This window comes from Dysgonomonas reticulitermitis (assembly GCF_054601275.1).
This window is the reverse complement of the sequence record NZ_BAAHWU010000014.1, coordinates 37,513-62,456: the sequence shown is the minus strand read 5'-3', so window position 1 is coordinate 62,456 and position 24,944 is coordinate 37,513. Positions and strand designations below refer to the sequence as shown.

Sequence of the window (24,944 nt, the reverse complement as noted above, 5' to 3'; positions counted from 1 at the left end):
GCTCAAAATACACACAAAGACACTATCTTTGTGAACATCAAGACCACATACTTTTCTCATGGGATAATAAATTTTGTGGCATAGACCACGGTAAATAATTACAATCTGTGGATCACACGCTGATACCTCTCAGCCTATAAAGATAAGGGTGGTCTTGGTTTTTTATACAACTGGCCTAAAAATCGAAGATTTTTATGTAGGTTTACCTGTATAAAGCCAGGATCACTATAAACAACCGTATGCCAATCAAAGGTTTACATACAACGTTCAGGTATCGTTTATCAAGCCGGAACAGGGGAAATACAGGTAACGGTTTAGTAACTGTACCCTGTCCGAAAGGGGTATTTTCCGGTCTTTTACGGCTTCATCAACCTGTTTGCCTTTTGATTAAAATACTGGTAATCAGTCAGTTTGCTTCAACTTGCGCAAAGTTGCTTGTGGGTATTGATTTTAACTAAAATGTAACAAACTTCCACAGGAGGAACAGTAGTTAGTAGTCAGTAGCTGTTAGCTGTTAGCCGTTAGCCCTTGCTCGCGCGGCTACCCTCTTTGTCATCCTGACCGCAGGGAAGGATCCCGATCTCCGAGAAACAGGAGATGCTTCCTATCGTCAGCATGACAAACCAGAATTTAACTAAAAAGTAACAAACTTCAGTTAGCAGTAATCAGTCAACAATCAACAACTTGTACCTCGTATCTCGTCTACTCGTAACTTTTTAACTAAAATGTAACAAACTCCACACTCATTTTTAAATTTTCAAATCTTCAAATTCGCTAATTTTCAAATTAAAAATCGTATCTATAGATAAAACTAACTTAGTTACAAGTTACTGTCGCTTCGCGCCATTTTCAAATTTTCACATTTGCTAATTTGCTAATTTACTAATTTGCTAATTTGCTAATTTTTATTCTTGGCTTTCTTATAAAACTCTTCCAATAAACCATTATATTTCAAAAAAGTATCATTTGAAATATATGCTAATGTAGTTATATCTTTATATAATGTGAATAAGTCTTTTAACTTTTCTGCCTCAAGTCCCGATTTTAAACTGAGAACATCGACAAATTCATCATTGATATTTTCAGTAGGCAAATAGTAATTTTTCCTGATGAAATCGAGAAAATAGGCGTGGCGTTTGTCAGCAATATCCTTAAAATCCTTCTTTCGATAATATAAATTACTTATAGTACTCAGAAACTCTAAAGATGAATTGACCGGCGGATTTATTACCGGAATAGCACGTTGAGTACGCTTTGCCCTGAATATCACAAGCAACAAGAGGCCTGTAAGTACCATATAAAACGCTATGCGCAATGGAAGGCTGTCGAAGATAACCCTGAACTCGCTATCCTCTCCCACCGGCCCTTGCTTCTGATATTCATCCCAAACCACTTTACTGTTTTTGGGCAAATAAGACAAGCTACGGAATGCAAAATCATATTTATCAACCTGAAGTTGATTGACATTTGCAAAAGCTGATGGTAGCGTATGTAAATAGAAATGCCCTTTACCATAATTCACTTCTACAAAAACGGTGTCCCATTTAGTATTAAAGCCCAAAGCCCGTACCACCAAACGGTTGTCTTTCTCAGTTGTCAGCTTCATTTGTGCATAAATACTTCCAAAACTATATTTCTTACCGGGTGAGTCCACCAGTGAAAATAGAGTATCTGACGACTGTTTTATTCTATCTGCCTTGATTTTTAGCGTATCCAACAAATTTTTTGAAAAAGATTCCGCTGAGATAAATACATTGTTACCTAATCCGACAAAGTCCAATAAATATTCTAAATCCAGTTTATCGACTGAAAAGGTCCTGTTTATAAAAATATACGACGTCGTATCATTCAAGGCTTCCAAATCTCGATACCACGCAGACGGGTCGGTATTCTCCGCTTCTTTCGTTTGTTGGATCCAATCAGCTAAGGCCTCAACATACTTTCTTGATTCATATAAACCCACTTTTGTATGTTTATTATACATATCAACAGCCGATAAAGTATCCCCTTCTTCGATGAGTACTGTTACAGAATCTCTTAATACCCGGCCTTCTTCAGAATCCGGATCATCGTAAGTCGTTTCATCTTCATTATAAACATACGACTCGTCATATCCAAAATAATCATCTACATTTTTTTTCAGATTATTGTACACAGGCCTGCGGGTAGAGCGGATTTTACCTTTATCAAACATATCTTCCAACAGCTGATATGTAATATACGTACCAAACGGGTCTGTCTTAGCATTGATAAATGTAGGAGACCAATCCAATGGCTTAGGCTTATTTGTCTTGGCTATAGACAATCCAATTATCATCAAGATAATCACCACAATCAGTATTATGTATTTCTTATCTTTCATTGGCTATCATACTGCTAAAATCGTTCAAATACGATGATAATTCAGAAAACCCTGCTTCCTCTACCGGAAATTCACCATACCATACATAATCGAAAATAAGTGTTGTTTCCAGAAATTTAGTACGAAGATTATTATTGTTTATCTCATATTGGTAACTATAATTCGTCTTATTGGCATTCCATGTTATTATTTCCTTATCCGAAAGTAGCTTTAAATTCTTGAGATATATAAAGCGTATAGCCAAGCGATAATCTTTATTTTGTAAAGCATTCGAGATAAGCACATCGAAATTCATTTCGTGTACATTTTCGGTATAGATATCAATCGCGGGCGTATCTATTTTTTTCTTACCTAAAACCGTCCGGTAATCAACGCCTATGAGTTTCATCAACAGCAGGCAAACCAAGAGAATACAGACCATGATGACTACAAAACTCAAAGCCCCTGAAGATGCAACTGCACTAAATACATTATCTATAAACTCATTGATATCATACCACAACTTATCCCACAAAGATATTTGTGCTCCTTGCTGTTTGTTTTTTGCATAATCGAAACGTGAATCTTTTTTGTATTCTTCTATTTTGTCCTTATCCGGAACCCGGATATCAACAGGCCGGGTCTCTAAGACAGGCGTAGAAGAAATACCTACCGAATCATTCTGACTTGTTAATGAAACGCAAAAACACAGCAAGAGCATTAGAAAAATGCTCTTAACTGTTAGTTTTATATTTGTTGATTTATGGTGCAATTTACAGGAATTAATATTGAGACCCGCCGATATTATCTATATCAGACTCCATATCGATACCTTCCAGTTGGTTTCTGTAGCTGAAATACATAACACCTCCGGCTATATATACAATAGGATACACCAATACGTCCCCTATTTTAGCGATAAAGGATGTTATATATACAAACACGTCGCTGGTAAAAAAGTCTATCTGCATGAAAGATCCTATAGTAACCAATAGTGTAGGGATGGCAAAGATAAGGCTTAAAAGAAAAGATATGATACCAAATACAATAAGATATCCAAGTGTTACCCACCAGTTTCCTTTAACCAATTCGTAACTACGTTGCAGGCTGTCTACTACGCCCCTATCTTCCACAATATATACGTACATATAGAAATACAGATAGACAGCTATAATAATACCCGGAATAAGACAAAGGATAAAACCTATAATCATCAAAACGGAGTAAATTATAGAAGCCGCAAGAACAGGTAGAATGGAAGCAAACACTTTAGGCCAAACATTAGCTGTATTTACTTTTCCATCTGCTGACTTAGCATATTCTGCCATATAGCATGTCGTATAAAGCATGACAATGAATAATGACAGCCAAATTAAAAAGGTGGACAGGAAAAATTTGAATGTAAATAATTCGGCATAAGTTGCCCAAGGGTTGCCATAGTCGATCTGAATATCACTTGTATTGGGTTGAAGATAAACAGCAAGTAATATAACAGGAATAACTAAAAGAAGAGGCTTTAAGATTGCCCCGTAATTTTGCTTAATGAAGTTTAGCGTAGTATCGAAATTACCGCTGAAATCCCGGGTCTCGTACAATTTGATCTTTTCCATTGCGTTTTTTATTTAAATAATAAGGATAATAAAAAAAGTACCATATAATAAATAAGGCCGAAAGCCCGATTATTATCAGATTGAAATAGACAGGCATCTCTGTCATGCGGGTCAGATAACTCTCTATAAAGGCAGCCACAACAAATACAGGAATAAGCCCGATCACTACTTTTACAGCATCTTTAGCGGCCTTCTGTATCGAATAGATCCGCTTGTAAGTCCCGGGAAATAAAATACTGTTTCCGAGTATCATCCCTGCGCCTCCTGCTATGATAATAGCTGAAATCTCTAATGTGCCATGCAACCAGATAGACATCGCGGAAGTCAAAAGCAACCCTTTTTTATAAAAGAAATACTGAAAAACACCCAGCATGATGCCATTCGAAAATAACACCCAAACAGTTCCCACAGAACAAAATATTCCGAATATAAAGGCAATAAATGCTACCTTGATGTTGTTCGTAGATATAAAGAAAAACATGGGAGTCTGATCGGTGCTTTTGTAAATAGCCATCGGATCACCACTTTCTATATTCTCCAGAGTCTGATTTACATAACCCGGTCCAAGTATGAGACCGGCAAATGTAGAGTCCTGCTGTTGGGAAAAAACTCCAAGTGCAACGCCTGCCAACATAAAAATAAAAGAATAGAGCATGTGCTTCCGATACTCGTACATAATAAGAGGAAGCTCTTCTGTCCAAAAACGCAAAAAGCGATTTTTCTCCTTCTTACGATATCGATATATATTAATGAAGTACCTGCCTGTAAGCTGATTAAGGTACCTGACTGTTTGTGATTTGGGATAAAATGTCCTGGCATACGAAAGGTCATCCGTAAGTTCTATAAAACTATCTGCTAATGCTTCAGCCGAAATATCTTTATATTGAGTCTGGCTATCAATCTGTTGCCATTTCTCCTTGTTCTGTTTTACAAATGCGGCTTCTCTCATCAAACAATGACCGGCTATTTTTAGTTTGTAGCACAAATATAACTCTTTGAACAAAAAGAATAAAAAAATAAGCTAAAAATCATTCAAATAAATTAATTTTGTCATTTATCCTTATTACTTAGTATGAATATCGAAGTTCAAACGACACAAAATGTTACTATAGACTACGAAACAGCAGGCGTAGGATATCGTATTCTGGCCTATATTCTTGACTGGGTTGTTATCTTCATTTGGTATTTAGGTTGGGCGGGAATAGTCTCATTGGCAGGGGAGAGCTTATTCAGCGCTTTTTCGGATAATGGGCTTATGATTTTCTTCGTCATCGTTATTACTTTCCCTATTCTATTCTACGACTTGTTAATGGAAACATACAATCATGGGCAAAGCATAGGTAAGATGATTGTCAAAATACGAGTGGTGAATGTAGACGGCACAGCTCCTTCCGGCACTTCATATCTGCTTAGATGGTTATTCAGATTAGTCGATTTCCCACTTACCTACTGGCTGCTTGCAGTAATAATGATAGCTGTTACGAAAAAATCCCAACGTCTTGGCGATTACCTGGCGGGCACTACAGTTATAGACCTGCGGTTGGATGCCAAAAACAAACAGCTGAATCTTGCCGATCTGGACTTTCATGACGACTACAAAGTCAGTTACAGCGATATACTTGATCGCTTGTCGGATAAGGATATACAAACAATTCGCACGATTATTGACGACGAAAGGATGCAGTATAACGAGTACTTCAATCAGCGTTTGGCAGACAGGATAAAATCTATTACAGGTTACGTCTATGATGGACCGGACAGGGTATTCCTCCAGAAAATCGTTAGCGATTACAATTTTCTGGCCTTGCGGGAAGTCTAGAGCCTATTTAAAAGCTGCATAAACTATTTCGATTTTTTCTCGATTTTATTTTCCGCTTTTATCTTTGGTTTTGCCTGAATTTTTTCGTTTTTAGGTTTTACTTGTACTTTCGGAACAGGTTTAGCCTCCGGCTTATCCGATGAGACCTTTGTCATTTTTGGCAACTTAGCCTCCAGCTCTTCAACCTGACTTTCGAGGCGGTCTATTTCATCAGCCTGATTGTGTATAGTAGTAAGCAAAGAGTTCAACTCTTCATTTTCTATAGAACTCGGGAATTCTGACGCTACTCTTTCTTTAAAATCACTTAATACATTCATGTATGTATTAAATGCCTCATAAGGAGAAGAATACGGACTAAATGGCAATACATTTTTTGTACCCATATAATAGAAATGATCACTGGATTGCAAATATGTCCAATCTTGCAACAAGCGTCTCGATCGGCTCATACTAACCCGTTCCGCAACCTCATATAATTTATTGAAAGCCTCCTGCTGCAAAGTATTCCCTAGCCACGGAAAGATGTCCCTCTCCTCTCCTACCCAGGATACGGGATGCATAGAAGATATTTTATCCACAGGTTTCATTTTTGCCAATACTCCCGATGGGGTAGCAAATCCTATATTCTTTTCTGCGGCGAAACGAGGCAATGCTCTCATAAAATCGAAAATACCCGAACTCTTTTTCTGGAAATTTCCTAATGCTTCATAGTTCATAAACAGATTTATAACCTGCTCTTCTTTAGGCGTAGAAGCTATCCAATTTATAAACTTCTCGGCAGTAAGAGGGTATTCACTCCACTCATAATTAGAAAAACGGGTTGCAATATCGTCACTAAACTTAGGATTTCTTAATAATAATTTTAATTTAGGCTGTTCTGCCGATTGATAAACATAGTTAGGACTTTTCCATCCCAATGTTCTTTTTGCCCCGGGCATTAAGATACCGGTAAATCCCATATCATATACTAAACTTGCTATTTCGTCAGAAAATATAAGTTCTGTATTTCTAAATACTTTTGGCCGTTGGCCAAATAAACCTTCGATTTTATCATCATGCTCTTTTACCTGCTTTTTGAATTCTTCCGGATTAATCAGAGATGCGAGAGAATGCCCCTGCGTTTCTGATAAAAACTCGACACAGCCGGTATCAGCCAGTTCCTTAAAACCATCAATCACTTCAGGAGCATATATTTCCATCTGGTCCAGAGCAACACCTGATATGGAAAATGCAACTTTGAAAGCGCCATTCGTTTCCTTTATCATATCCAGAATAAGCCTGTTGGCGGGAATAAAAGAGATCTGGGCTATCTGTTGCATAAAGTCCTCATTGGCAAAATCATCGTAATAATAGTGATCGCCTCCGATATTGAAGAATCTGTATCTTTTCAGTCTATGAGGCTGATGTATCTGAAAATAGAAGCAAATATTTTTCATATATGGTTATTTTATTATTAACATAGATTATCGTATATATTTCTCACCTTCTGTCCGGCATATTCCCATTTTATCTCATCAACTTCGTTTTTGCCTTCCACACTCAAAAACTCCGACATAGCATCGTAGGTACATATGGAATAAATAGCGTCGGCCATTGCCCCCACATCCCAATAGTCGACTTTGACCGCTTTGTCTAATATTTCGGCACAACCGGATTGCTTAGATATGATCGTCGGTATATTGCATTGCATAGCTTCGAGTGGAGAGATGCCGAAAGGTTCTGACACTGATGGCATTACATACACATCACTTCGCTTAAGCATTTCATAAACCTGCTTTCCTTTTAAGAATCCTGTAAAATGGAACCGGTCTGATATTCCTTTCTCGGCGGCGAGATAAATCATCCGTTCCATCATATCACCGCTCCCGGCCATCACAAAACGGATATGTTTGGCTTTTTCCAATACGCGGGCTGCGGCTTCCACAAAGTACTCAGGTCCTTTTTGCATTGTTATACGTCCCAGAAAAGTAACTACTTTATCTTTCGTGCCCTTTTCGGGATTTATAGCCAATATTTCAGCGCTCAACGGCTCAACGGCATTATGGACTGTGGTAACTTTTGCCGGATCCTGATGATATTTTTCGATAACAGTATGACGGGTAAGATCGCTCACACATATAATATGATCGGCATAATCCATCCCATTTTTTTCCATCTGATATACCTGAGGATTTACATTTCCACGGCTACGGTCAAAGTCCGTGGCATGTACGTGTATCACCAAAGGTTTGCCCAATATATTTTTCGCATGGATACCGGCCGGATATGTAAGCCAGTCGTGGGAATGAATAATATCGAAATTGTAGGTGCGGGCTATGACTCCGGCAACAATAGAGTAGTTATTGATCTCCTCTAAAAGATTATCGGGATACCTGCCGGAAAACTCAATGCAACCCAGATCATTTGTATGCAAATAATTGAAATCGGCATAAATATGATCCCGCAAATTATAATATTCCTGAGGATCCATATATTTAGACAATCTCTCACTAACATAATCCCAGTGTACATCGCGCCAAGCAACAGGGGTATTGGAAGCTCCGATTATCTTTAAAAAACTCTGATCCTCATCGCCCCATGGCTTAGGTATTACAAATGTTATATCCATATCAGGCTGTATCGCCATTCCCCTTGTCAGACCATAGCTGGCGGTTCCTAATCCACCTAAAATATGCGGGGGAAATTCCCATCCAAACATTAATGCTTTCATATATTGATTATCTCAATTTCTAATAATTTAATATTCGTCAACAAAAGCCTTTTGCATATTTAATGCAGATATTACTCCTGCAACATTCATCGCATGCGAGATCGGCCCGTGTCCCAAATAGGGTATATTACCATCGTAGACAGCAGACAATGAACCGACACAGTCGTTTGCCATTTCATCCTCTACATCGATAAGCAACCTGTCTAATAAAGAATATCCACTCCGCTGGAACACCTTCATATATGCTTGCATATACGGACTCAACAACCATGGCCAAGCTCCGCCATTATAACTACTATATATCTTATCGTACTGAGATCCTTCGTAACGAGGACTGAAACCGATACTTTTAGGACTCAGCGAACGTATTCCTTTCGGTGTAAGCAATTCTTTTGTTACTATATCCAATATCGATTTGCTCTGACGCCTGTCTAAAAGAGGATAATCGACAGCTATGGCCAGTAACATATTGGGCCTGACGCTCCAGTCCACATAATTACCAACTACATAATCGTATAAGTAACCACTATCGTTAAGGAATGTCTCTAAAAATGACTCTTTCGTTAAGTTTGCCAATAAAGACATTTCTTTTTCGAGTTCTAAATTATTAGTTGTCCTGGCTATTTCCTGATTAAACATCAACGCATTGTACCAATAAGCATTAATTTCGACTAAACATCCTGTACGTGGTACTTTGTATATATTATCGGCAGATGGCTGGTGCATCCAGCTAGGGTAGCCCACTCTACCGTCCACACTCAAAAGTCCATTAGCCAAAGGCTTCAGATTCGGATGTTTACCCTCTTGTATAAATTCAACTATCTTGCTGACTAATGATGCATATTTAATATAAAAACGTTCACTATGACTAACAGAATATTTCTTCAATGCCCTGACCAACCAAAGCAATACATCCGCGTCGCCTATATCTTTAAGAAATCTTCTTGTTACCGGCTTAGCATCCATCAACTGTTCTATCGCAGGAATCGCAGTATCTACTACTTCTTCAAAAATATTATCCTTATCTATTTGCAGTGTTAAACCATTCAGAGCCAGGAACTGATCCCTAGCCCTGACTTCTCCCCAAGGATAACTGTTTAACAAATACAGTTCGTCTTTAGACGGACGATAATAAAACTGATGAGCTGAATTTTTAAGACAATTATAAAAAGAGGAGCGAGGTGTACGTTCTTTTATACCTTCTTCGAACAAGTCTGGCAGATCAATAGTGTTTTCACTTAAAACATCACTGGCCGAAAATATAATAGACTCGCCTTTGGCTATAGGAAGTTCGAAATATCCGGGCACATACAAATCTTCCTTATATGGCATGCCTTCTTCCATATCTTTTTGGTACTCTATGCCTTTATACCAATTAGGTTCAAAAACGAAGTTTACGCTTTTACTAAATTGCATAAATAGCTCCGGATATCCGCTATACATACACATGCTTATGCCATTTTCCACTTCTTTGTATCCATGCTCGGCAACAGTATTTTCTGCGGTAAGTTGATTTATCTCACGAAATGCCAGAAAAGGCCTGAATTTCATAGTCGTCGGCGAATGGGCGTCAAGCAGGGTGTAACGTATATAAATAGTATTATCCTTCAGCGAAAACATTTTCTCTTTCGATAAGATAATCCCTCCAACCCGGTATATGGTACGCGGCAAAGAGTCACAACTGAATTCACGAATATATTTATGCCCCATAGGACTAAAATTATTCCCGTCGTACTTGTGAATACCCAGATTAAAGTCCGCTCCGTGCTGTATTACTGTTTCATCGAATGATGATAAAAGAACATGGTTGGAATTACCTAATTTAGGAACGGGAACAACTAAAACACCATGTTGTTTGCGGGTATTGCATTCTACTAGTGTAGTGCAATGATAAGCGCCACGCCTATTAGTCCTCAGAATCTCCCTGTTAAGAGAATATTCGAGATTAAGCATACGCGACTTATCGAATTTAAGATATGTATTCGTTTTTTGATAGCTCATAATATACTAGTGCTAGAAATAGGGTATACAACACAAAAATTAAACAAATAAAAGTGCTCTTCACTTATATTCGTTTTAAAGATAAGAAAATAGTCCGAATAACAAACCAGAAATACTATTTTCTTATTGTTTTATAGCAATACATTGTTCACATAACCTTTCTTATTTAGAATTATTTCACATAACGGCGAATAAGTAAAAAACAATATAAAATACTAATAACAAACAAATTAGCATAAAAACAAACAAATTAATTCTTTATAACTTTTTTCTATTACTACACCTATCCTATTTGGATTTTTATATCTTTGTATCCCGAAAAGATCTTATGAAAACTTGAAATAGACATATATGCTTTCATTTATTACATGGAATATTGACCCTGAAGCATTTTCTTTCTTCGGGCGCGAAATACGGTGGTACGGTATTCTTTGGGCGTCGGCAGTATTGCTGACATCCATTATTGTACAAAAAATGTATAAGTCGGAAAAACTGCCCGAAAAGTGGTTCGATTCGCTTTTTCTATACGTAGTGGTCAGCCTTATCATAGGTGCGCGATTAGGACATTGTCTATTTTATGATCCGGTTGGTTACCTGTCACGCCCATTAGAAATATTGAAGATATGGGAAGGAGGGCTAGCCAGTCACGGCGGAGCTATAGGAATGACAATAGGAGTATGCCTCTATTCGCTGAAAATAACAAATGAAAAGATAAACCGGAAATATATAGGTATCTCCTCCGCCATAGGATTAGTGTTAGGTATCATAGTTAGTTACATCGCCCCCGGGCTGACTTTGGGATGGAAAGAAGCCGGGTTTATGGGATTACTTATAGGTCTCTGTATAGCAATGATATATACTACTCGCAAAACAACCATCCAAACACTTGATCGCCTTGTAATCGGTGTTGGTCTGGGTGCTGCATCCATACGTTTGGGGAATCTTATGAATTCTGAAATATACGGCGGACCGACAACCCTGCCATGGGGCTTTAAATTTATAAGAGATCCTCATTGGCATCAGCCTCTCGAGATGGGAGGATCGGGAGAACTACCTTGCCACCCGACACAAATATATGAAGCACTTATCTATTTGGTTGTATTCGGGCTTGGTATGTACCTGTTTTATAAAACAAACGCAAAAGCTAAGAGAGGACTTATTCTTGGCATATCGCTGATAGGGATCTTTCTGTCGAGGTTCTTAATAGAATTCATCAAATACAATCAGGAAGCATTCGAAACTGATATGATAGCCAGCTACGGTATAAATATGGGGCAACTACTTAGTTTACCATTTATTATCTGGGGTATATGGCTAATATGGAATGCACTTACTAATAAAGACATTATTCCCGATAAAACAAAGAAGTAAATTCATTAGATAGCATGTTAAAACCAATTCCAATAAAAGAAGATCTGTATTATATCGGTGTAAATGACCGGACAAAACATCTATTCGAAAACTTGTGGCCCTTACCAAAAGGTGTTTCATACAATTCATACCTGATTTCGGATGAAAAAACAGCATTGTTTGACACGGTTGACATTTGCTATTCTGAAATATTCCTTCAAAAGCTGGATGTAGCATTGGGAGGCAAAACTCTCGACTATCTTATCATCAACCATATGGAACCCGACCATTCCGGATCTCTAGGCTTATTGCGAACCAGATTTCCAAATGTACAGATCGTTGGGAACAAACGTACTGCCGATATGATAGAAGGATTTTTCGGTATCACAGACGGTGTAAAGGTCATTGAAGATGAAGAAGAACTATCTCTGGGTAAACATAAACTTATATTCTATCTTACACCAATGGTTCACTGGCCTGAAACGATGATGACCTATGATACCATGCACAAAATTATTTTTTCGGGCGACGCATTCGGTACTTTTGGTACCCTTGATGGAGGTATTACTGATGCGCAACTACATCCTGAACGCTATTATGACGAAATGATACGCTACTATTCAAATGTTGTGGGAAAATTCGGCTCGCCGGTACAAAAAGCACTGGAAAAATTAAAAGCACTGGAGATAAATTACATATGTTCTACTCACGGTCCTATATGGACGATGGAAGACCAGATACAAAAAGTTATTGGAATTTATGACAAACTTAGCCGCTATCAAGGCGACGAGGGTGTTGTCATTGCATATGGCAGCATGTATGGCAATACAGAGCAAATGGCCGAAACGGTAGCGTACGAATTGGCACAGCAAGGCATACGGGAAGTTATTCTGCATAATGTATCTAAACGCTCTCACTCGTACATCATACGGGATATTTTCAAGTATAAAGGCCTTATTATAGGATCGCCTACATACAATAATAAATTATTCCCGGAAGTAGAATATTTATTATCAAAAATAGAAAGCCGGGATATGAAACATCGCCACTTTGGATACTTTGGTTCGTTTACTTGGGCAGGTGCCGCGGTAAAACGTCTAGCCCAATTTGCACAGGATACAAAGTTCGAAGTAGTAGGTTCGCCGGTAGAAATGAAACAAACTATGCGCCTGAACACTTATGAAGCATGTATCTCGTTAGGCAAGGCAATGGCTGACAGGCTAAAACAAGATAGATAATAAAAATTGATAAAATAAACAAGAAGAGGCTGTCTCAAAAGTATTTTTTACTATCTTTTTGTCATATTGAACGGAGTGAAACATCTCATTTCCGGAGGAATTAGATCCTTCGTTGCACTCAGGATAACAAAGAGAGTAACACTTTAATAGTGTTGTTTTACTTTTGAGACAGCCTCTTCCTCTTTTATTCCAGTATATTCGTATAGAAATTTTATTTTTCTTGCTTTCTTATTTCCGCACGTTTTATCTTTCCGCTTATAGTTTTAGGCAATTCTTCTACAAATTCAATAATACGCGGATATTTATATGGAGCCGTTACGCTCTTCACATGATTTTGTATTTCATGCTTTAAATGGTCATCAGCTTTATCTTTGTAGTCCTTTGCCAAAACAATCGTAGCCTTTACTACTTGCCCCCTTATATCATCAGGCACTCCTGTGACGGCACATTCCACCACGGCAGGATGTGTCATCAAAGCGCTTTCTACTTCGAAAGGGCCAATCCGGTAGCCCGAACTCTTGATAACATCGTCGGTACGCCCTACAAACCAGTAATAACCATCCTCATCGCGCCAAGCCATATCCCCGGTATGGTATATATCATTGTGATACACCTGTTTGGTTAAAGCCTCGTCACGATAATACCCCATAAACAGGCCTAAAGGCTTAAATTTGTCTGTATTTATAACTACCTCCCCTACTTCTCCGTCTTCAACTGAACGCCCGTCAAGAGATATAAGATCCATATCATATGCAGGATTAGGAACACCCATAGACCCGGGTTTAGGTTCCATCCATGGAAAGGTAATAATGGTAGGAGTCGTTTCTGTCTGACCAAAAGCTTCCATCATTTTTATCCCTGTGGATTTATAAAAAGCTTCAAAAACAGAAGGGTTTAATGCTTCCCCTGCCGTAGTACAATATTTAAGAGACGAAAGATCATATTCTGATAAATTTTCGCGTATCATGAAACGGTACACTGTAGGCGGAGCACAAAATGAAGTTATTTTAAATTCTTGTATAAGATTCAATACTATCTGAGGTGTAAATTTCTCATGATCGTATACCATTACCGCCGCCCCTGCAATCCACTGTCCATAGAGTTTCCCCCATACGGCTTTTGCCCAACCTGTATCCGCGACTGTAAGATGTAAACTGTTTTCATCCAAATTATGCCAATACTTGGCTGTAACAATATGTCCCAAAGGATATGTAAAATCATGAATCACCATTTTAGGCTCCCCGGTTGTTCCCGAAGTAAAGTAAAGAAGGGATACATCATCGTTAGAATTTACATGTTGCGGCTTACTGAATGAATTTGCAGACTTCAATCCCTCATGAAAATTCTCCCAGCCGGAGGGTGTTTCCCCACCACAGGAGATTCTGAATTTAACGGACGGGGATTCAGCCATAGCTGCATTTATATGCTCTATCACAACTGCATCGTCCACACACACTATCGCTTTTATATCCGCAGCATTGTTGCGATATACAATATCCTTCTTTGTTAACAAATGAGTAGCAGGTATGGCTATTGCTCCAATCTTATGCAACCCGATCACAGCAAACCAGAATTCGTAACGACGCTTTAGAATAAGCATAACCTTGTCTCCTTTGCCAATACCCAACGATTGAAAATAAGATGCTGCACGGTCGCTTTGCTCCTTTATATCTGCAAATGTAAAATCGATATGTTCACCCTGATCGTTAGCCCAACAGATGGCTCTTTTTTCAGGATTAGTTTTCGCCCATTGATCAACAACATCGTAGCCGAAATTAAAATTCTCAGGGATATGCACATGATAGTTTTCTGCGAAATCCTGAGTTGAAGTAAAACTTGTTTGTTTCAGAAATTTTTCTAACATAACCTTTTATTTGATTTCATGATTTCATGACTAGTCCATAATTATGTAAATCCTGAAACCTGAAATTTTGAAATTCTTATAATACAACTACCAAAAATCTGACTTTTTTTTCATCTAAAGCTTTCATACCGTGAGGAAGGCTAGAGTCAAAATATAGACTATCCCCCTCTTCCAATATCAGGTCTTTACCATTTATTTGTAACAACATACGACCTTCAAGAATTAAATTAAACTCTTGTCCGGCATGAGTACTATGATGAATTTCCTCATCTTCACCTTTAGGCTCTACTGTCACCTCAAATATCTCTGCTTTACGATTATTGAAACCTCCGGCAAGTATCTGGTAGCTATAATCAGCAACGCGATTAACAGCCAATCCTTTACCTTTACGAGTAAGAAAATAGCTACTCATACGCGGCTCATCGTCAAACATCAGTATCGATACATCGACATTATGCACTGATGCTATTCCTTTCAATACACTTATGGTCAAATCCTTATCTCCAGACTCATATTTAAGATATTCCGCCGGAGAAATATTACACGAATTTGCAAATTCTTCGGGCGTCATATCCAAAGCTTCACGCAACCCCTTGAGCCGTTGACCAATCTGCTTTACATCTTCGTTCATGATTTATCTAATTTATCCGATTCTTCTTTTTTCTTAATTGTCAGTAATTGCTGCATAACTTTGGGTGTGGAACTCTTAAACTCGAGCAGCTCCCCTGTTGTCGGATGTTTCAACTGAAGTTCTCCTCCATGCAAAGCAATACGTTTTATAGGATTCTTCGACGCCCCATATTTTTTGTCCCCTACTATCGGACAGCCAATTTGCTGCATCTGTACCCTTATCTGATTTTTACGTCTGGTTTCAAGGTCAAATTGCAATAATGAATAATGTCCTACCGATTTGAGCACTTTATAATGAGATACCGATTTTAATCCGCCATTATCATAAGACGAAGACATCATCACAAAGTTTTTGTTCTCGGTCAACCACGATACTAACGTATCATCTTTCTTAGCAGGTATGCCTTCCACAACACCTGTATATAAATATTTTTTTACAAGATTATCCCAGTTCTTTTGAAAAATATCTTGCAATTCAGCGCTACGGGCAAAGATTAATAAGCCGGACACTTCTCTGTCGAGACGATGTAAAACAAAAAGACGAGCATTCTTATTTTGCTTTTTTACATATTCATTGAGCATACCGTACACAGTACGCATTTTTTCCTTATCGGTGGATACGGATAAAAAACCTGCTTCTTTGTCCACTATTATCAAATCTTCGTCTTCGAAAATAATCTTCAGCCCCTTCATTTTTTTCTCCTTACGGGACTGATCGAATTTCATGACAACAACCCTATCGCCTTTGTTCAATTCAAAATCAAACGGAGTTATCAGTTTGCCATTCACCTTAATTTGCTTATGGGCTAATAAAGATTTTATAGCGTTACGGCTTTTACGTACCTGTTTCTCTACAAGAAAATCCAACAACTGAATTGGCTTATCAGCTTTTATTTCTTGTAAAACAGTATCCCTTTTCGATGAATTTCTCATATATGTTAATCTATAAACAGCGCAAAGGTAAATCTTTTCAATGAAGAGAGGAACATTTTAGAGAAATGTTCGATATATTATATGTTAAAGATTTCGACTCTTGCTTTCGTGGACATTTTTAAATTAAGTAGTTCAACAAAATTAGTTTAAATGATAATTTTCATTCTCCATATGCGTTATTCCAATACTAACCACAATTATAAGTATGGGAAAAATCAAAGAGCGACATTTGTCTGCGGAGCCGATCCGCATTCTGGAGAATGGATACAAACACGGTCGTGCGCATTTCCTGCGCCAACGCTGCCTTTCCGTCTTGTTAAAGGCACAAGGATTGAGTTCGCCGAAAATAGCGGGGAAAGTGGACTTGTGCCAACAGTCAATCAACAAATGGGTGGACAGATTCAAGGCAGAAGGTCTCGAAGGATTGGAGAACCGCCCCGGACAGGGAGCCAAGCCGATTATAAGCAAGGAAGCAGACGAAGAAACGATACGCCAAGCCATCGAAGCCGACCGGCAGAGTGTAAAAGCTGCGAAAGCCGCTTGGGAAGCATCTTCGGACAAAACGTCCTCGTACGAAACGTTCAAGCGTTTTTTATCAGCATTGGCGCAAGATATAAACGTATAAGAAAACGTCCAAGGGGAAAGCCCTCGCCGCAACTCTATGCGTACAAGTGCGAGAAGTTGCAAAGACTTGAAGTTCAATATGCAGAAGGTCTCGTAGACCTTTATTACGGAGACGAATCCCATGTATGCACCAGCGGCTATGTGCCTTATGGGTGGCAGTTCAAGGGAGAGGATTATTACGTCCCTTGTGATCAGAAATTCAGGCTCAATTGCTTTGGAATCATTGACAGGGACTCCAATTATGACGGGTTTACCACAACTGAATCCATCAACTCTGAGAGAATCATCGAGTATCTTGACGACTTATCGCTTCGCATCAGGAAGAAGACTGTTGTTGTACTTGATAACGCAAAGATTCATCGGGCAAAGAAAGTCATGTGCCATCGCGAGATTTGGGAGAAGAGAGGACTTTTCATCTTCTTTCTTCCACCATACTCTCCACATCTTAACCTTGCGGAAACGCTTTGGAGAATACTCAAGGGAAAGTGGATAAAGCCACAAGATTACATTAGCAAAGATAATCTGTTCTACGCTGCAAACAGAGCCTTGGCAAATGTAGGAAAAGTCTTGTATGTGAACTTTAAAAATCATGCAGCTTAATTATGTGAACTTACTTAAGTACGCTTCATATTTTTTTACTACAATTGTAGAATTAAACACAAATTAATTTGAAAACAGAACTCTAAATACTTTTTTAACTGCTTTTTAAAACAAAATCATTACTTTTGCGGTCAATAAAAGAACTAATTAGCCGAACAGTTTCGGTACGATAGCGAATACGCCTTAATATGCAGAAAAATTTAGTAATAGTTGAATCCCCGGCAAAGGCCAAGACAATAGAGAAATTTTTAGGTAAAGATTACAAAGTAATGTCCAGCTACGGACATATCAGAGACTTGAAGAAAAAAGACCTGGGTATTGATCTGGAAAACGGGTACACTCCTATATATGAAGTTCCATCCGATAAAAAGAAAGTTGTGGATGAACTGAAAAAAGCGGCAAAGGACGCAGATATGGTATGGTTGGCTTCCGATGAAGACCGTGAGGGGGAAGCCATATCCTGGCATTTGTATGAGACTTTAAAGCTTGATAAAAAGAAAACAAGGAGAATCGCTTTCCACGAAATAACCAAAGATGCAATTCTTCATGCTATAGAAAATCCCCGTAATATAGATGAGAATCTGGTAGATGCCCAACAAGCTCGCCGTGTACTCGACCGCATAGTCGGCTTTGAGTTGTCTCCTGTATTATGGCGTAAGGTAAAGCCTGCATTATCAGCCGGACGTGTACAATCTGTGGCCGTAAGGCTGACTGTGGAACGTGAACGTGAGATACAGGCCTTCAAAACGGAAGCTTCTTATAGAGTGATAGCTATATTTACGAAGGATGACAATAGTGTCGTTTCTGAGATTAAGACTGAACTTAGTAAACGTTTAAAGACAAAAAAAGAGGCTCTCGATCTGTTAGAAAAATTGAAAGATGCAGCATTCAAAGTCGAGGATGTAGAGACTAAGCCGGTTAAAAAATCGCCGGCTGCTCCGTTCACTACTTCTACACTCCAACAGGAAGCCTCCCGCAAGCTCGGATTCCCGGTATCGCTTACTATGATGGTTGCCCAAAAACTCTATGAATCGGGAAAGATCACATATATGCGTACCGACTCTGTAAACTTATCGAGTTTGGCTATAAATACAGCGAAAGCAGAAGTAGAATCTGCATACGGAAAGCAATATTCAAAAGTTCGTCAGTTTTCTACCAAGAGTAAAGGCGCTCAAGAGGCACACGAGGCTATTCGTCCTACGTATATGTCGGAACATACAATATCGGGAACGGCACAGGAGAAAAAACTCTATGACCTGATCTGGAAAAGAACGATTGCTTCGCAGATGGCTGATGCAGAACTTGAAAAAACAACTGTTACGGTTGATATATCCAATAGTAAAGATTTGAAGTTTGTTGCTGTAGGTGAAGTGATTAAGTTTGACGGATTTTTGCATGTTTATCTGGAAGGTTCTGACGACGAAAATATAGATAATGAAACAACTCTTTTGCCTCAGGTGAAAGTGCAAGATGTTGTAGATATGAAGGAGGCTGTTGCCACAGAACGCTTTACTCAGCGTCCGAGCCGTTATAGCGAAGCATCGTTGGTTCGTAAGCTGGAAGAATTGGGTATTGGACGCCCGTCTACTTATGCACCTACAATATCTACTATACAGAATCGCGAGTATGTGGAAAAGTCGAATATAGAAGGTACAGAACGTCAATATAATATTCTGACTCTGAAAAAAGACAAAATATCAGATAACCAGAAAACAGAAATAACCGGGGCAGATAAAGGAAAATTGTTGCCAACAGACACCGGAATAGTAGTGAATGATTTCCTGACAAAATTCTTTCCTGATATCTTAGACTATAACTTTACAGCAAATGTTGAAAGGGAATTTGACCAGGTTGCAGATGGAGAAGAAAATTGGACAAAGCTGATCGATAAATTCTACAAAGCATTTCATCCAACAGTAGAATCTGCAACAAATATGCAGACCGATCATAAGGTGGGAGAGCGTATCCTGGGTGTTGATCCTAAATCAGGACGACAGGTATCAGTAAAGATCGGCCGCTTTGGGCCAATGGTACAGATCGGAGTGCAGGAGGAAGAAGAAAAACCTCAGTTTGCGGGTCTCCAAAAGAGCCAGTCCATAGCCACAATAACACTTGAAGAAGCTTTGAAGCTATTTGATCTTCCCCGTACTATCGGAGAATTTGAAGGTAAGGAGGTCAGTGTCGGCGCCGGCCGTTTCGGCCCTTATGTAAAACACGACGGCAAATTCATTTCCTTACCTAAAGGGTACGATCCTTATAGTGTTAACATAGAGGATGCAATACCATTAATTGAAGACAAACGGAAAAAGGATGCAGAAAAAGTGATTAAAGTATTCACTGAAGATGCAGACCTCCAACTCTTAAACGGACGTTATGGACCTTATATAGCATATAAGAAAAATAACTATAAGATTCCTAAAGGTACAGATCCTACTAGCCTTGATTTTGAATCTGTAATGAAAATTGTAAGCTCTACAGATGAAAAAGCGCCATCAAAGGCTAAAGGGAAGACAAAGAAAAAATAAAGTATTAATTATATGGATTTTATCCTCAAAAAATTATTCGGATACAGAGGGTTTAGGATTATCGTTCCATTATTGGATTTAATCTTTGTATATGCCGCCAATATGGTTGCCTTCTATATATTCAAGGACGATTTGGATAACTTTACGGCAAACTATAATGCTTTCCTGGCAGTTTTACCCTATATGCTAATAGGGTATTTCTTCCTTAGCCAGATTTTTGAACTGGATAAACCTAAAGACTTTACTTTCTTTGGAATCAGTTATACTGTGGTGCTTACTATATTGTCCTTGTTATTTATAACAATGGCTATTAGCTTTTTATCCAGGGAGTTTGCTTATCCTAGAAGTATATTGTTGACGGCTGCCGTTTTGCAGGTAGTCTTTATTTCTTTTTGGCATCTATTTGCTAGTCACATGCACTTTCGTTTATACAAGGGTAGGTCTATTTTAGTTATAGGACACGAGAAATCTCAGGTGCTAGCCTTCAAGTTGCTGGAATCTAATGGTCTGTGGGCGAACATAAAACATGTTTGCGCACCCGGTCATCCCGGTTTATATGATTTTATTAACGAATGCGAAGTGACTTTTCTGACAGAGGATATAGAAGAAGAAATGAAACGGCAAATCATATTTTACTGCATAGAAAATCATAGAACTGTATTTTATCAGCCCAAAAACTCTGAGATTTTAAAATTTAATTCAAACTTTTACCAGATAGATGATTCTCCTGTATTAGATGTAAGAACACTGGATCTGGCACAGAGTAACCTCGTTCTGAAGCGATTTATTGACGTATTGCTTGGAGGAGCGGCGCTTTTTGTGTTTTTTGTTCCCTTTGTACTGGTTTACCTTGCCCTGAAAATCGGTGGTGGGACGGCCTTTTTTGTGCAAGAACGTGTGACGCGTAATAATAAAGTCTTTAAAATGTATAAGTTCCGGACGATGATCGAAAACGCAGAAGCTTTGTCCGGTCCGGTTCTGGCACAAGAAACCGATAAACGGATAACGAAATTTGGACGTTTTCTTAGAGCTACGCGTTTAGATGAAATTCCACAGATATATAATATCCTTGTTGGAGAAATGAGTATTGTTGGCCCCCGGCCCGAACGCCCATTCTTTGTAGAGCAATTTTCAGAAGAAATTTCCGAATATAATTTACGCCATAGAGTAAAAGCCGGTTTGACGGGTTTGGCTCAGGTGCAAGGAAAATACAATACTTCTGCAAGGGATAAGCTAAAATATGATCTTCTTTATATCAACGGATATTCGTTGGCATTGGATCTAAAGCTAATTATGCAAACACTAAATATCTTGTTGAGAAAAAGCAGTACAGAGGGAGTGAAAAGTTTTGAAGAACTGGAACAAGAAATCGAAAACTTAACAAGGCATATAAAGGAAAATGACTGATTTTCAACAATTGATAACAAATCGTAGAAGTACCCGTAAATTCACAGAAGAGGCTTTAGCTCCTGAACAGGTAGAGCTGATTCTTAAAGCAGCGTTGATGTCTCCTACATCTAAAAGTTCAAATGCGTGGCAATTTCTTTTAGTAGAAGATAAAGAAATGCTGGAGAAATTGTCGCATTGTAAGAAAACCGGTAGCAAGCCCATTGCAGGTTGTGCACTGGCAATAGTGGTGATGGCCGACCCTTTTACTAGCGATGTTTGGATTGAGGATTCTTCTATTGCATCTATTATGATGCAATTACAAGCAGAAGATTTAGGGCTTGGCAGTTGTTGGATACAGATTCGGGAACGTAGTACGGCGGCAGATACACCATCGGATGAATATGTAAGAGAGCTTTTAGATATTCCTCTTCAAATGCAAGTCTTGTCCATTATTGTGATTGGACATAAGGCGCAAGATCGTCCCCCTTTCGATGAAGAAAAGCTACAATGGGAAAAAATACATGTCGGAAAATTCAATATAAATCAATTAGCAGAATAAGATTATGGCGGCAAGTAAATCCAACGATCGTCTATCATATGGAATAACGATCCTTATATTTGGTGTGGTGTTTCTATTAGATAAATTACATATACTCGATAAAATTCCCTATGGTAACAGGCTGATTAGTGTGGGAATGTTTTTCCTCATTGCCGGAGTTGTATTTCTTTTTACACAGCCCAAAAAGGTTCTTGGATGGATATTTCTAGGTGTAGGTATCTTGCTTAATGCCGATACATTTTTCGGATGGATGAGTAATTATTCAAATCTGATAGTACCATTAGGACTTATCATTGCTGGTGTGGCTATGGTGCTGACTGCCAATAAAAAGAATAACTGATGAAGGTCGTATTTATTGGTGCAGGAAACGTAGCAACTCATTTAGCCGTAGAGTTATATAGACATTCGTTCGATATAATTCAGGTATATAGCCGTACGATGGAATCAGCCTTTGCTCTTGCGCAAAAAATACATGCTGTACCTATAACAGATATAGCATCAATAGATAATTCGGCAGATCTGTATATCTTTTCATTAAAAGATTCTGTACTGGAAGATATTGTTTCTCAGGTTCCACCGAATAACGGTTTGTGGATTCATACGGCAGGAAGTGTGCCTATGAATATTTTTCATGAGTATACATCTCGCTATGGAGTTCTTTATCCTTTTCAAACGTTCAGTAAAGGAAGGGAAATAGATTGGCTGAAAGTCCCGGTTTTTATAGAAGCCAATGAGTCAGGGAATCTTGATATACTAAGGAGTGTGGTTAAACAAATATCAGGTAAGGTTGCCGAATTATCATCATATGACAGGAGATATGTCCATCTTACAGGTGTATTTGCCTGCAACTTTACAAATCATATGTATACACTGTCCAAACAGTTCCTTAATCACGTGAATCTTCCTTTCGATGTAAGCCTTCCTTTAATAGATGAAACGGCAGCAAAAGTACATACGTTGAGTCCGGAAGAGGCTCAGACAGGACCGGCAGTACGGTACGATGAGAATGTTATTAATAAGCATTTAGACCTGATAGAAGATGAAAATATCAGGCAGATATATAAACTTATAAGCGAAAATATATATAATAAGTAAGCAATGAGCACTATAAACTATGATTTAAGCAAGATTAAGGCATTTATTTTTGATGTAGACGGCGTATTATCTCCCAATTCGATACCATTGTCTTTGACCGGAGAACCAATGCGTATGGTTAACATAAAGGATGGTTATGCGATCAATCTGGCTGTGAAGCATGGTTATAGTGTGGCAATAATAACGGGTGCAGATACTGAAAATATAAGACTTCGTTTTTCCCGTCTGGGTGTGAAGGATATCTATATGAAATCGAGGGTTAAGATAATTGACCTGAACGATTATATGCAAAAGACAGGATATAAAGCTGACGAAATTCTATATTCCGGAGACGATTTGCCTGACTATCATGTGATGGAAGCTGTTGGCTTGGCTGTTGCTCCTGCTGACGCTGCTCCCGAAATAAAAGGAGTGGCACAATATATTTCACACTGCAAAGGTGGCGATGGCGTTGCCCGTGATGTTATCGAACAGGTGATGAAAGCTCAGGGTAAATGGATGGGCGAGGAGGCCTTTGGTTGGTAGTTACAAGCCCACACTTTCCCTCAAAAAATCGATAGACTCGAATATCTCTTCTTTACTTGCGGTTTGATTAATTTCCACCTTGCCGACATCTGATAAGAATGTGAAATTTACCGTATCCGATTCGTTTTTCTTATCGTGTTTCATATATTCATATAGTTGCTCGTAGTGGTCGCAATCAAACGGAAATCCGTCATAGTTATCTTTAATGAAGTAGACTGTTTTATATAACTTCTCTTTCGGGAAATTGCAGGACTTCGTAGACAAATATAATTCACAAACGATACCCCAAGCCACAGCATAACCATGTTGCACAGGTTGTCCTATCTCGTAAGATAGGCTTTCGAAAGCATGTCCTATGGTGTGTCCTAAGTTGAGGGCTTTCCGGATACCCTTTTCAAAAGGATCGATTTCTACAATCCGTTCCTTTACCGCAACCGAATCAACAACCAATTGCTTTAGCTTTTCATAATCAATCTCTTCTGTGTCGAAAGCAACTGTGGCATTCCATTCCTTATCGCTGTCTATCAGCCCGTGCTTAATCATTTCAGCATACCCTGAAAGGAAATTCTGATGGTCGAGACTGCGGAAAAATACAGAATCTATTAATACTGTTTCGGCAGGAGCAAATGCTCCGATCTCATTTTTCAGTCCATTGAAGTTTACTCCTGTTTTACCACCCACAGCAGCATCTACCGCCCCTAGTAAAGTCGTCGGTATATTGATACATTTGATTCCCCGCTTGAAGCTTGCAGCAGCGAATCCTCCTATATCCGTAAGCATGCCTCCACCCAGATTGATTAATAGGGAATGGCGGGTAGCTCCGTTCTCAGACAAGTATTTCCAGATAGAAGATAATGTTTCGATATTCTTATTGTTATCTCCAGCCTCGATTATTATCTTTCCAGCTTTGGCTACCTGCTCATTGTCTTTTATAAACGGATAGCATAGCTTTTCGGTATTTTCATCTGTCAGGACAAATAGTTTGTCGAAAGACAGTTGCCCGAGAATATATGATAAGTCCTTATTCAGGTCTGTGGATTTGATTATTTTTTGCATGGTATACTCTCTCATTTTAACTAAAAAGTAACAAAAGTAACAGCTATTTCCTGTTTTTTCGGTGTCACCTTTTTT

20 protein-coding genes and 2 pseudogenes are annotated in these 24,944 nt (G+C 38.6%); 11 read left to right on the top strand and 11 right to left on the bottom strand.

Translation table 11 applies throughout. The annotated features are described in order from the left end of the window. Positions 1-898: 898 nt before the first annotated feature. From ACYPZI_RS07695 to ACYPZI_RS07680, 4 genes are all read right to left on the bottom strand, one after another. The gene (locus ACYPZI_RS07695) at positions 899-2,362 is read right to left on the bottom strand and encodes a DUF4350 domain-containing protein (RefSeq protein WP_459600261.1); all 1,464 of its coding nucleotides are present in this window, start codon (positions 2,360-2,362) and stop codon (positions 899-901) included. Then, the gene (locus ACYPZI_RS07690; protein WP_459600259.1) at positions 2,352-3,062 is read right to left on the bottom strand and encodes a hypothetical protein; all 711 of its coding nucleotides are present in this window, start codon (positions 3,060-3,062) and stop codon (positions 2,352-2,354) included. The genes ACYPZI_RS07695 and ACYPZI_RS07690 overlap by 11 nt, the downstream gene beginning before the upstream one ends. A 61-nt stretch (positions 3,063-3,123) precedes the next feature. Next, positions 3,124-3,951: a DUF7847 domain-containing protein gene (locus tag ACYPZI_RS07685; protein ID WP_459600257.1), complete on the bottom strand. Its 828-nt coding sequence runs from the start codon at positions 3,949-3,951 to the stop codon at positions 3,124-3,126. Next, positions 3,908-4,936 carry a stage II sporulation protein M gene (locus ACYPZI_RS07680; protein ID WP_459600255.1) on the bottom strand — a complete coding sequence of 343 codons (1,029 nt, stop codon included), beginning with the start codon at positions 4,934-4,936 and terminating at the stop codon, positions 3,908-3,910. Before ACYPZI_RS07680 ends, ACYPZI_RS07685 begins: the two co-directional genes overlap by 44 nt. 87 nt (positions 4,937-5,023) lie before the next feature. On the opposite strand from ACYPZI_RS07680, the gene ACYPZI_RS07675 reads away from it, so the two are divergent. Then, positions 5,024-5,770 (top strand): RDD family protein, encoded by a 747-nt coding sequence (locus ACYPZI_RS07675; RefSeq protein WP_459600253.1) that lies wholly within the window; start codon positions 5,024-5,026, stop codon positions 5,768-5,770. 23 nt (positions 5,771-5,793) lie between these two features. On the opposite strand, the gene ACYPZI_RS07670 is transcribed toward ACYPZI_RS07675, so the two are convergent. The 3 genes from ACYPZI_RS07670 to ACYPZI_RS07660 are packed head-to-tail and all read right to left on the bottom strand — an operon-like array spanning position 5,794 to position 10,481. Continuing rightward, positions 5,794-7,206 (bottom strand): glycoside hydrolase family 57 protein, encoded by a 1,413-nt coding sequence (locus tag ACYPZI_RS07670; protein ID WP_459600251.1) that lies wholly within the window; start codon positions 7,204-7,206, stop codon positions 5,794-5,796. 17 nt (positions 7,207-7,223) lie between these two features. After that, a complete protein-coding gene (locus tag ACYPZI_RS07665) occupies positions 7,224-8,480 on the bottom strand; it encodes a glycosyltransferase (protein ID WP_459600249.1) in 1,257 nt (418 codons plus the stop codon). Between the two features lie 27 nt (positions 8,481-8,507). Beyond that, positions 8,508-10,481: a glycogen debranching enzyme N-terminal domain-containing protein gene (locus ACYPZI_RS07660; protein ID WP_459600247.1), complete on the bottom strand. Its 1,974-nt coding sequence runs from the start codon at positions 10,479-10,481 to the stop codon at positions 8,508-8,510. 351 nt (positions 10,482-10,832) lie between these two features. On the opposite strand from ACYPZI_RS07660, the gene lgt reads away from it, so the two are divergent. After that, a complete protein-coding gene (gene lgt / locus ACYPZI_RS07655; protein WP_459600245.1) occupies positions 10,833-11,852 on the top strand; it encodes a prolipoprotein diacylglyceryl transferase in 1,020 nt (339 codons plus the stop codon). A 14-nt stretch (positions 11,853-11,866) separates the two neighbouring features. Next, positions 11,867-13,069: an FprA family A-type flavoprotein gene (locus ACYPZI_RS07650; protein WP_459600244.1), complete on the top strand. Its 1,203-nt coding sequence runs from the start codon at positions 11,867-11,869 to the stop codon at positions 13,067-13,069. Between the two features lie 211 nt (positions 13,070-13,280). Here the strand turns inward: ACYPZI_RS07650 and ACYPZI_RS07645 are convergent, their stop codons facing one another. The 3 genes from ACYPZI_RS07645 to ACYPZI_RS07635 all read right to left on the bottom strand — a co-directional run bounded on the left by ACYPZI_RS07645 (position 13,281) and on the right by ACYPZI_RS07635 (position 16,496). Continuing rightward, on the bottom strand, positions 13,281-14,933 hold the full coding sequence (locus ACYPZI_RS07645; protein WP_459600242.1) for an AMP-binding protein: 1,653 nt from the start codon (positions 14,931-14,933) through the stop codon (positions 13,281-13,283). A 76-nt stretch (positions 14,934-15,009) separates the two neighbouring features. Next, positions 15,010-15,564, bottom strand: a complete 555-nt coding sequence (locus ACYPZI_RS07640) for a helix-turn-helix domain-containing protein (protein ID WP_459600240.1) — start codon at positions 15,562-15,564, stop codon at positions 15,010-15,012. Then, complete coding sequence (locus tag ACYPZI_RS07635; RefSeq protein ID WP_459600238.1) at positions 15,561-16,496, bottom strand: RluA family pseudouridine synthase; 936 nt, start codon at positions 16,494-16,496, stop codon at positions 15,561-15,563. The genes ACYPZI_RS07640 and ACYPZI_RS07635 overlap by 4 nt, the downstream gene beginning before the upstream one ends. Before the next feature lie 205 nt (positions 16,497-16,701). Between ACYPZI_RS07635 and ACYPZI_RS07630 the strand changes: the two are divergent. The 8 genes and pseudogenes from ACYPZI_RS07630 to ACYPZI_RS07595 all read left to right on the top strand — a co-directional run. Continuing rightward, positions 16,702-17,079: pseudogene (locus ACYPZI_RS07630) on the top strand (helix-turn-helix domain-containing protein); the annotation flags it as partial. Next, a pseudogene (locus ACYPZI_RS07625) lies at positions 16,962-17,720 on the top strand (IS630 family transposase); the annotation flags it as partial. The pseudogenes ACYPZI_RS07630 and ACYPZI_RS07625, both read left to right, overlap by 118 nt. 188 nt (positions 17,721-17,908) lie before the next feature. Next, positions 17,909-20,245 carry a type I DNA topoisomerase gene (gene topA / locus ACYPZI_RS07620; RefSeq protein WP_459600236.1) on the top strand — a complete coding sequence of 779 codons (2,337 nt, stop codon included), beginning with the start codon at positions 17,909-17,911 and terminating at the stop codon, positions 20,243-20,245. Between the two features lie 12 nt (positions 20,246-20,257). After that, positions 20,258-21,652, top strand: coding sequence for a sugar transferase (locus tag ACYPZI_RS07615; protein ID WP_459600234.1), 1,395 nt, complete (start codon positions 20,258-20,260; stop codon positions 21,650-21,652). Next, the gene (locus ACYPZI_RS07610) at positions 21,645-22,193 is read left to right on the top strand and encodes a nitroreductase family protein (RefSeq protein WP_459600232.1); all 549 of its coding nucleotides are present in this window, start codon (positions 21,645-21,647) and stop codon (positions 22,191-22,193) included. Before ACYPZI_RS07615 ends, ACYPZI_RS07610 begins: the two co-directional genes overlap by 8 nt. Positions 22,194-22,197: 4 nt before the next feature. Next, positions 22,198-22,533: a LiaF transmembrane domain-containing protein gene (locus ACYPZI_RS07605; RefSeq protein ID WP_459600230.1), complete on the top strand. Its 336-nt coding sequence runs from the start codon at positions 22,198-22,200 to the stop codon at positions 22,531-22,533. Next, positions 22,533-23,288, top strand: coding sequence for a Rossmann-like and DUF2520 domain-containing protein (locus ACYPZI_RS07600; RefSeq protein ID WP_459600228.1), 756 nt, complete (start codon positions 22,533-22,535; stop codon positions 23,286-23,288). The genes ACYPZI_RS07605 and ACYPZI_RS07600 overlap by 1 nt, the downstream gene beginning before the upstream one ends. A gap of 3 nt (positions 23,289-23,291) precedes the next feature. After that, positions 23,292-23,813, top strand: a complete 522-nt coding sequence (locus ACYPZI_RS07595; RefSeq protein WP_459600226.1) for a KdsC family phosphatase — start codon at positions 23,292-23,294, stop codon at positions 23,811-23,813. Here the strand turns inward: ACYPZI_RS07595 and aroB are convergent, their stop codons facing one another. Then, positions 23,814-24,869 (bottom strand): 3-dehydroquinate synthase, encoded by a 1,056-nt coding sequence (gene aroB, locus ACYPZI_RS07590; RefSeq protein ID WP_459600224.1) that lies wholly within the window; start codon positions 24,867-24,869, stop codon positions 23,814-23,816. Positions 24,870-24,944: the final 75 nt, after the last annotated feature.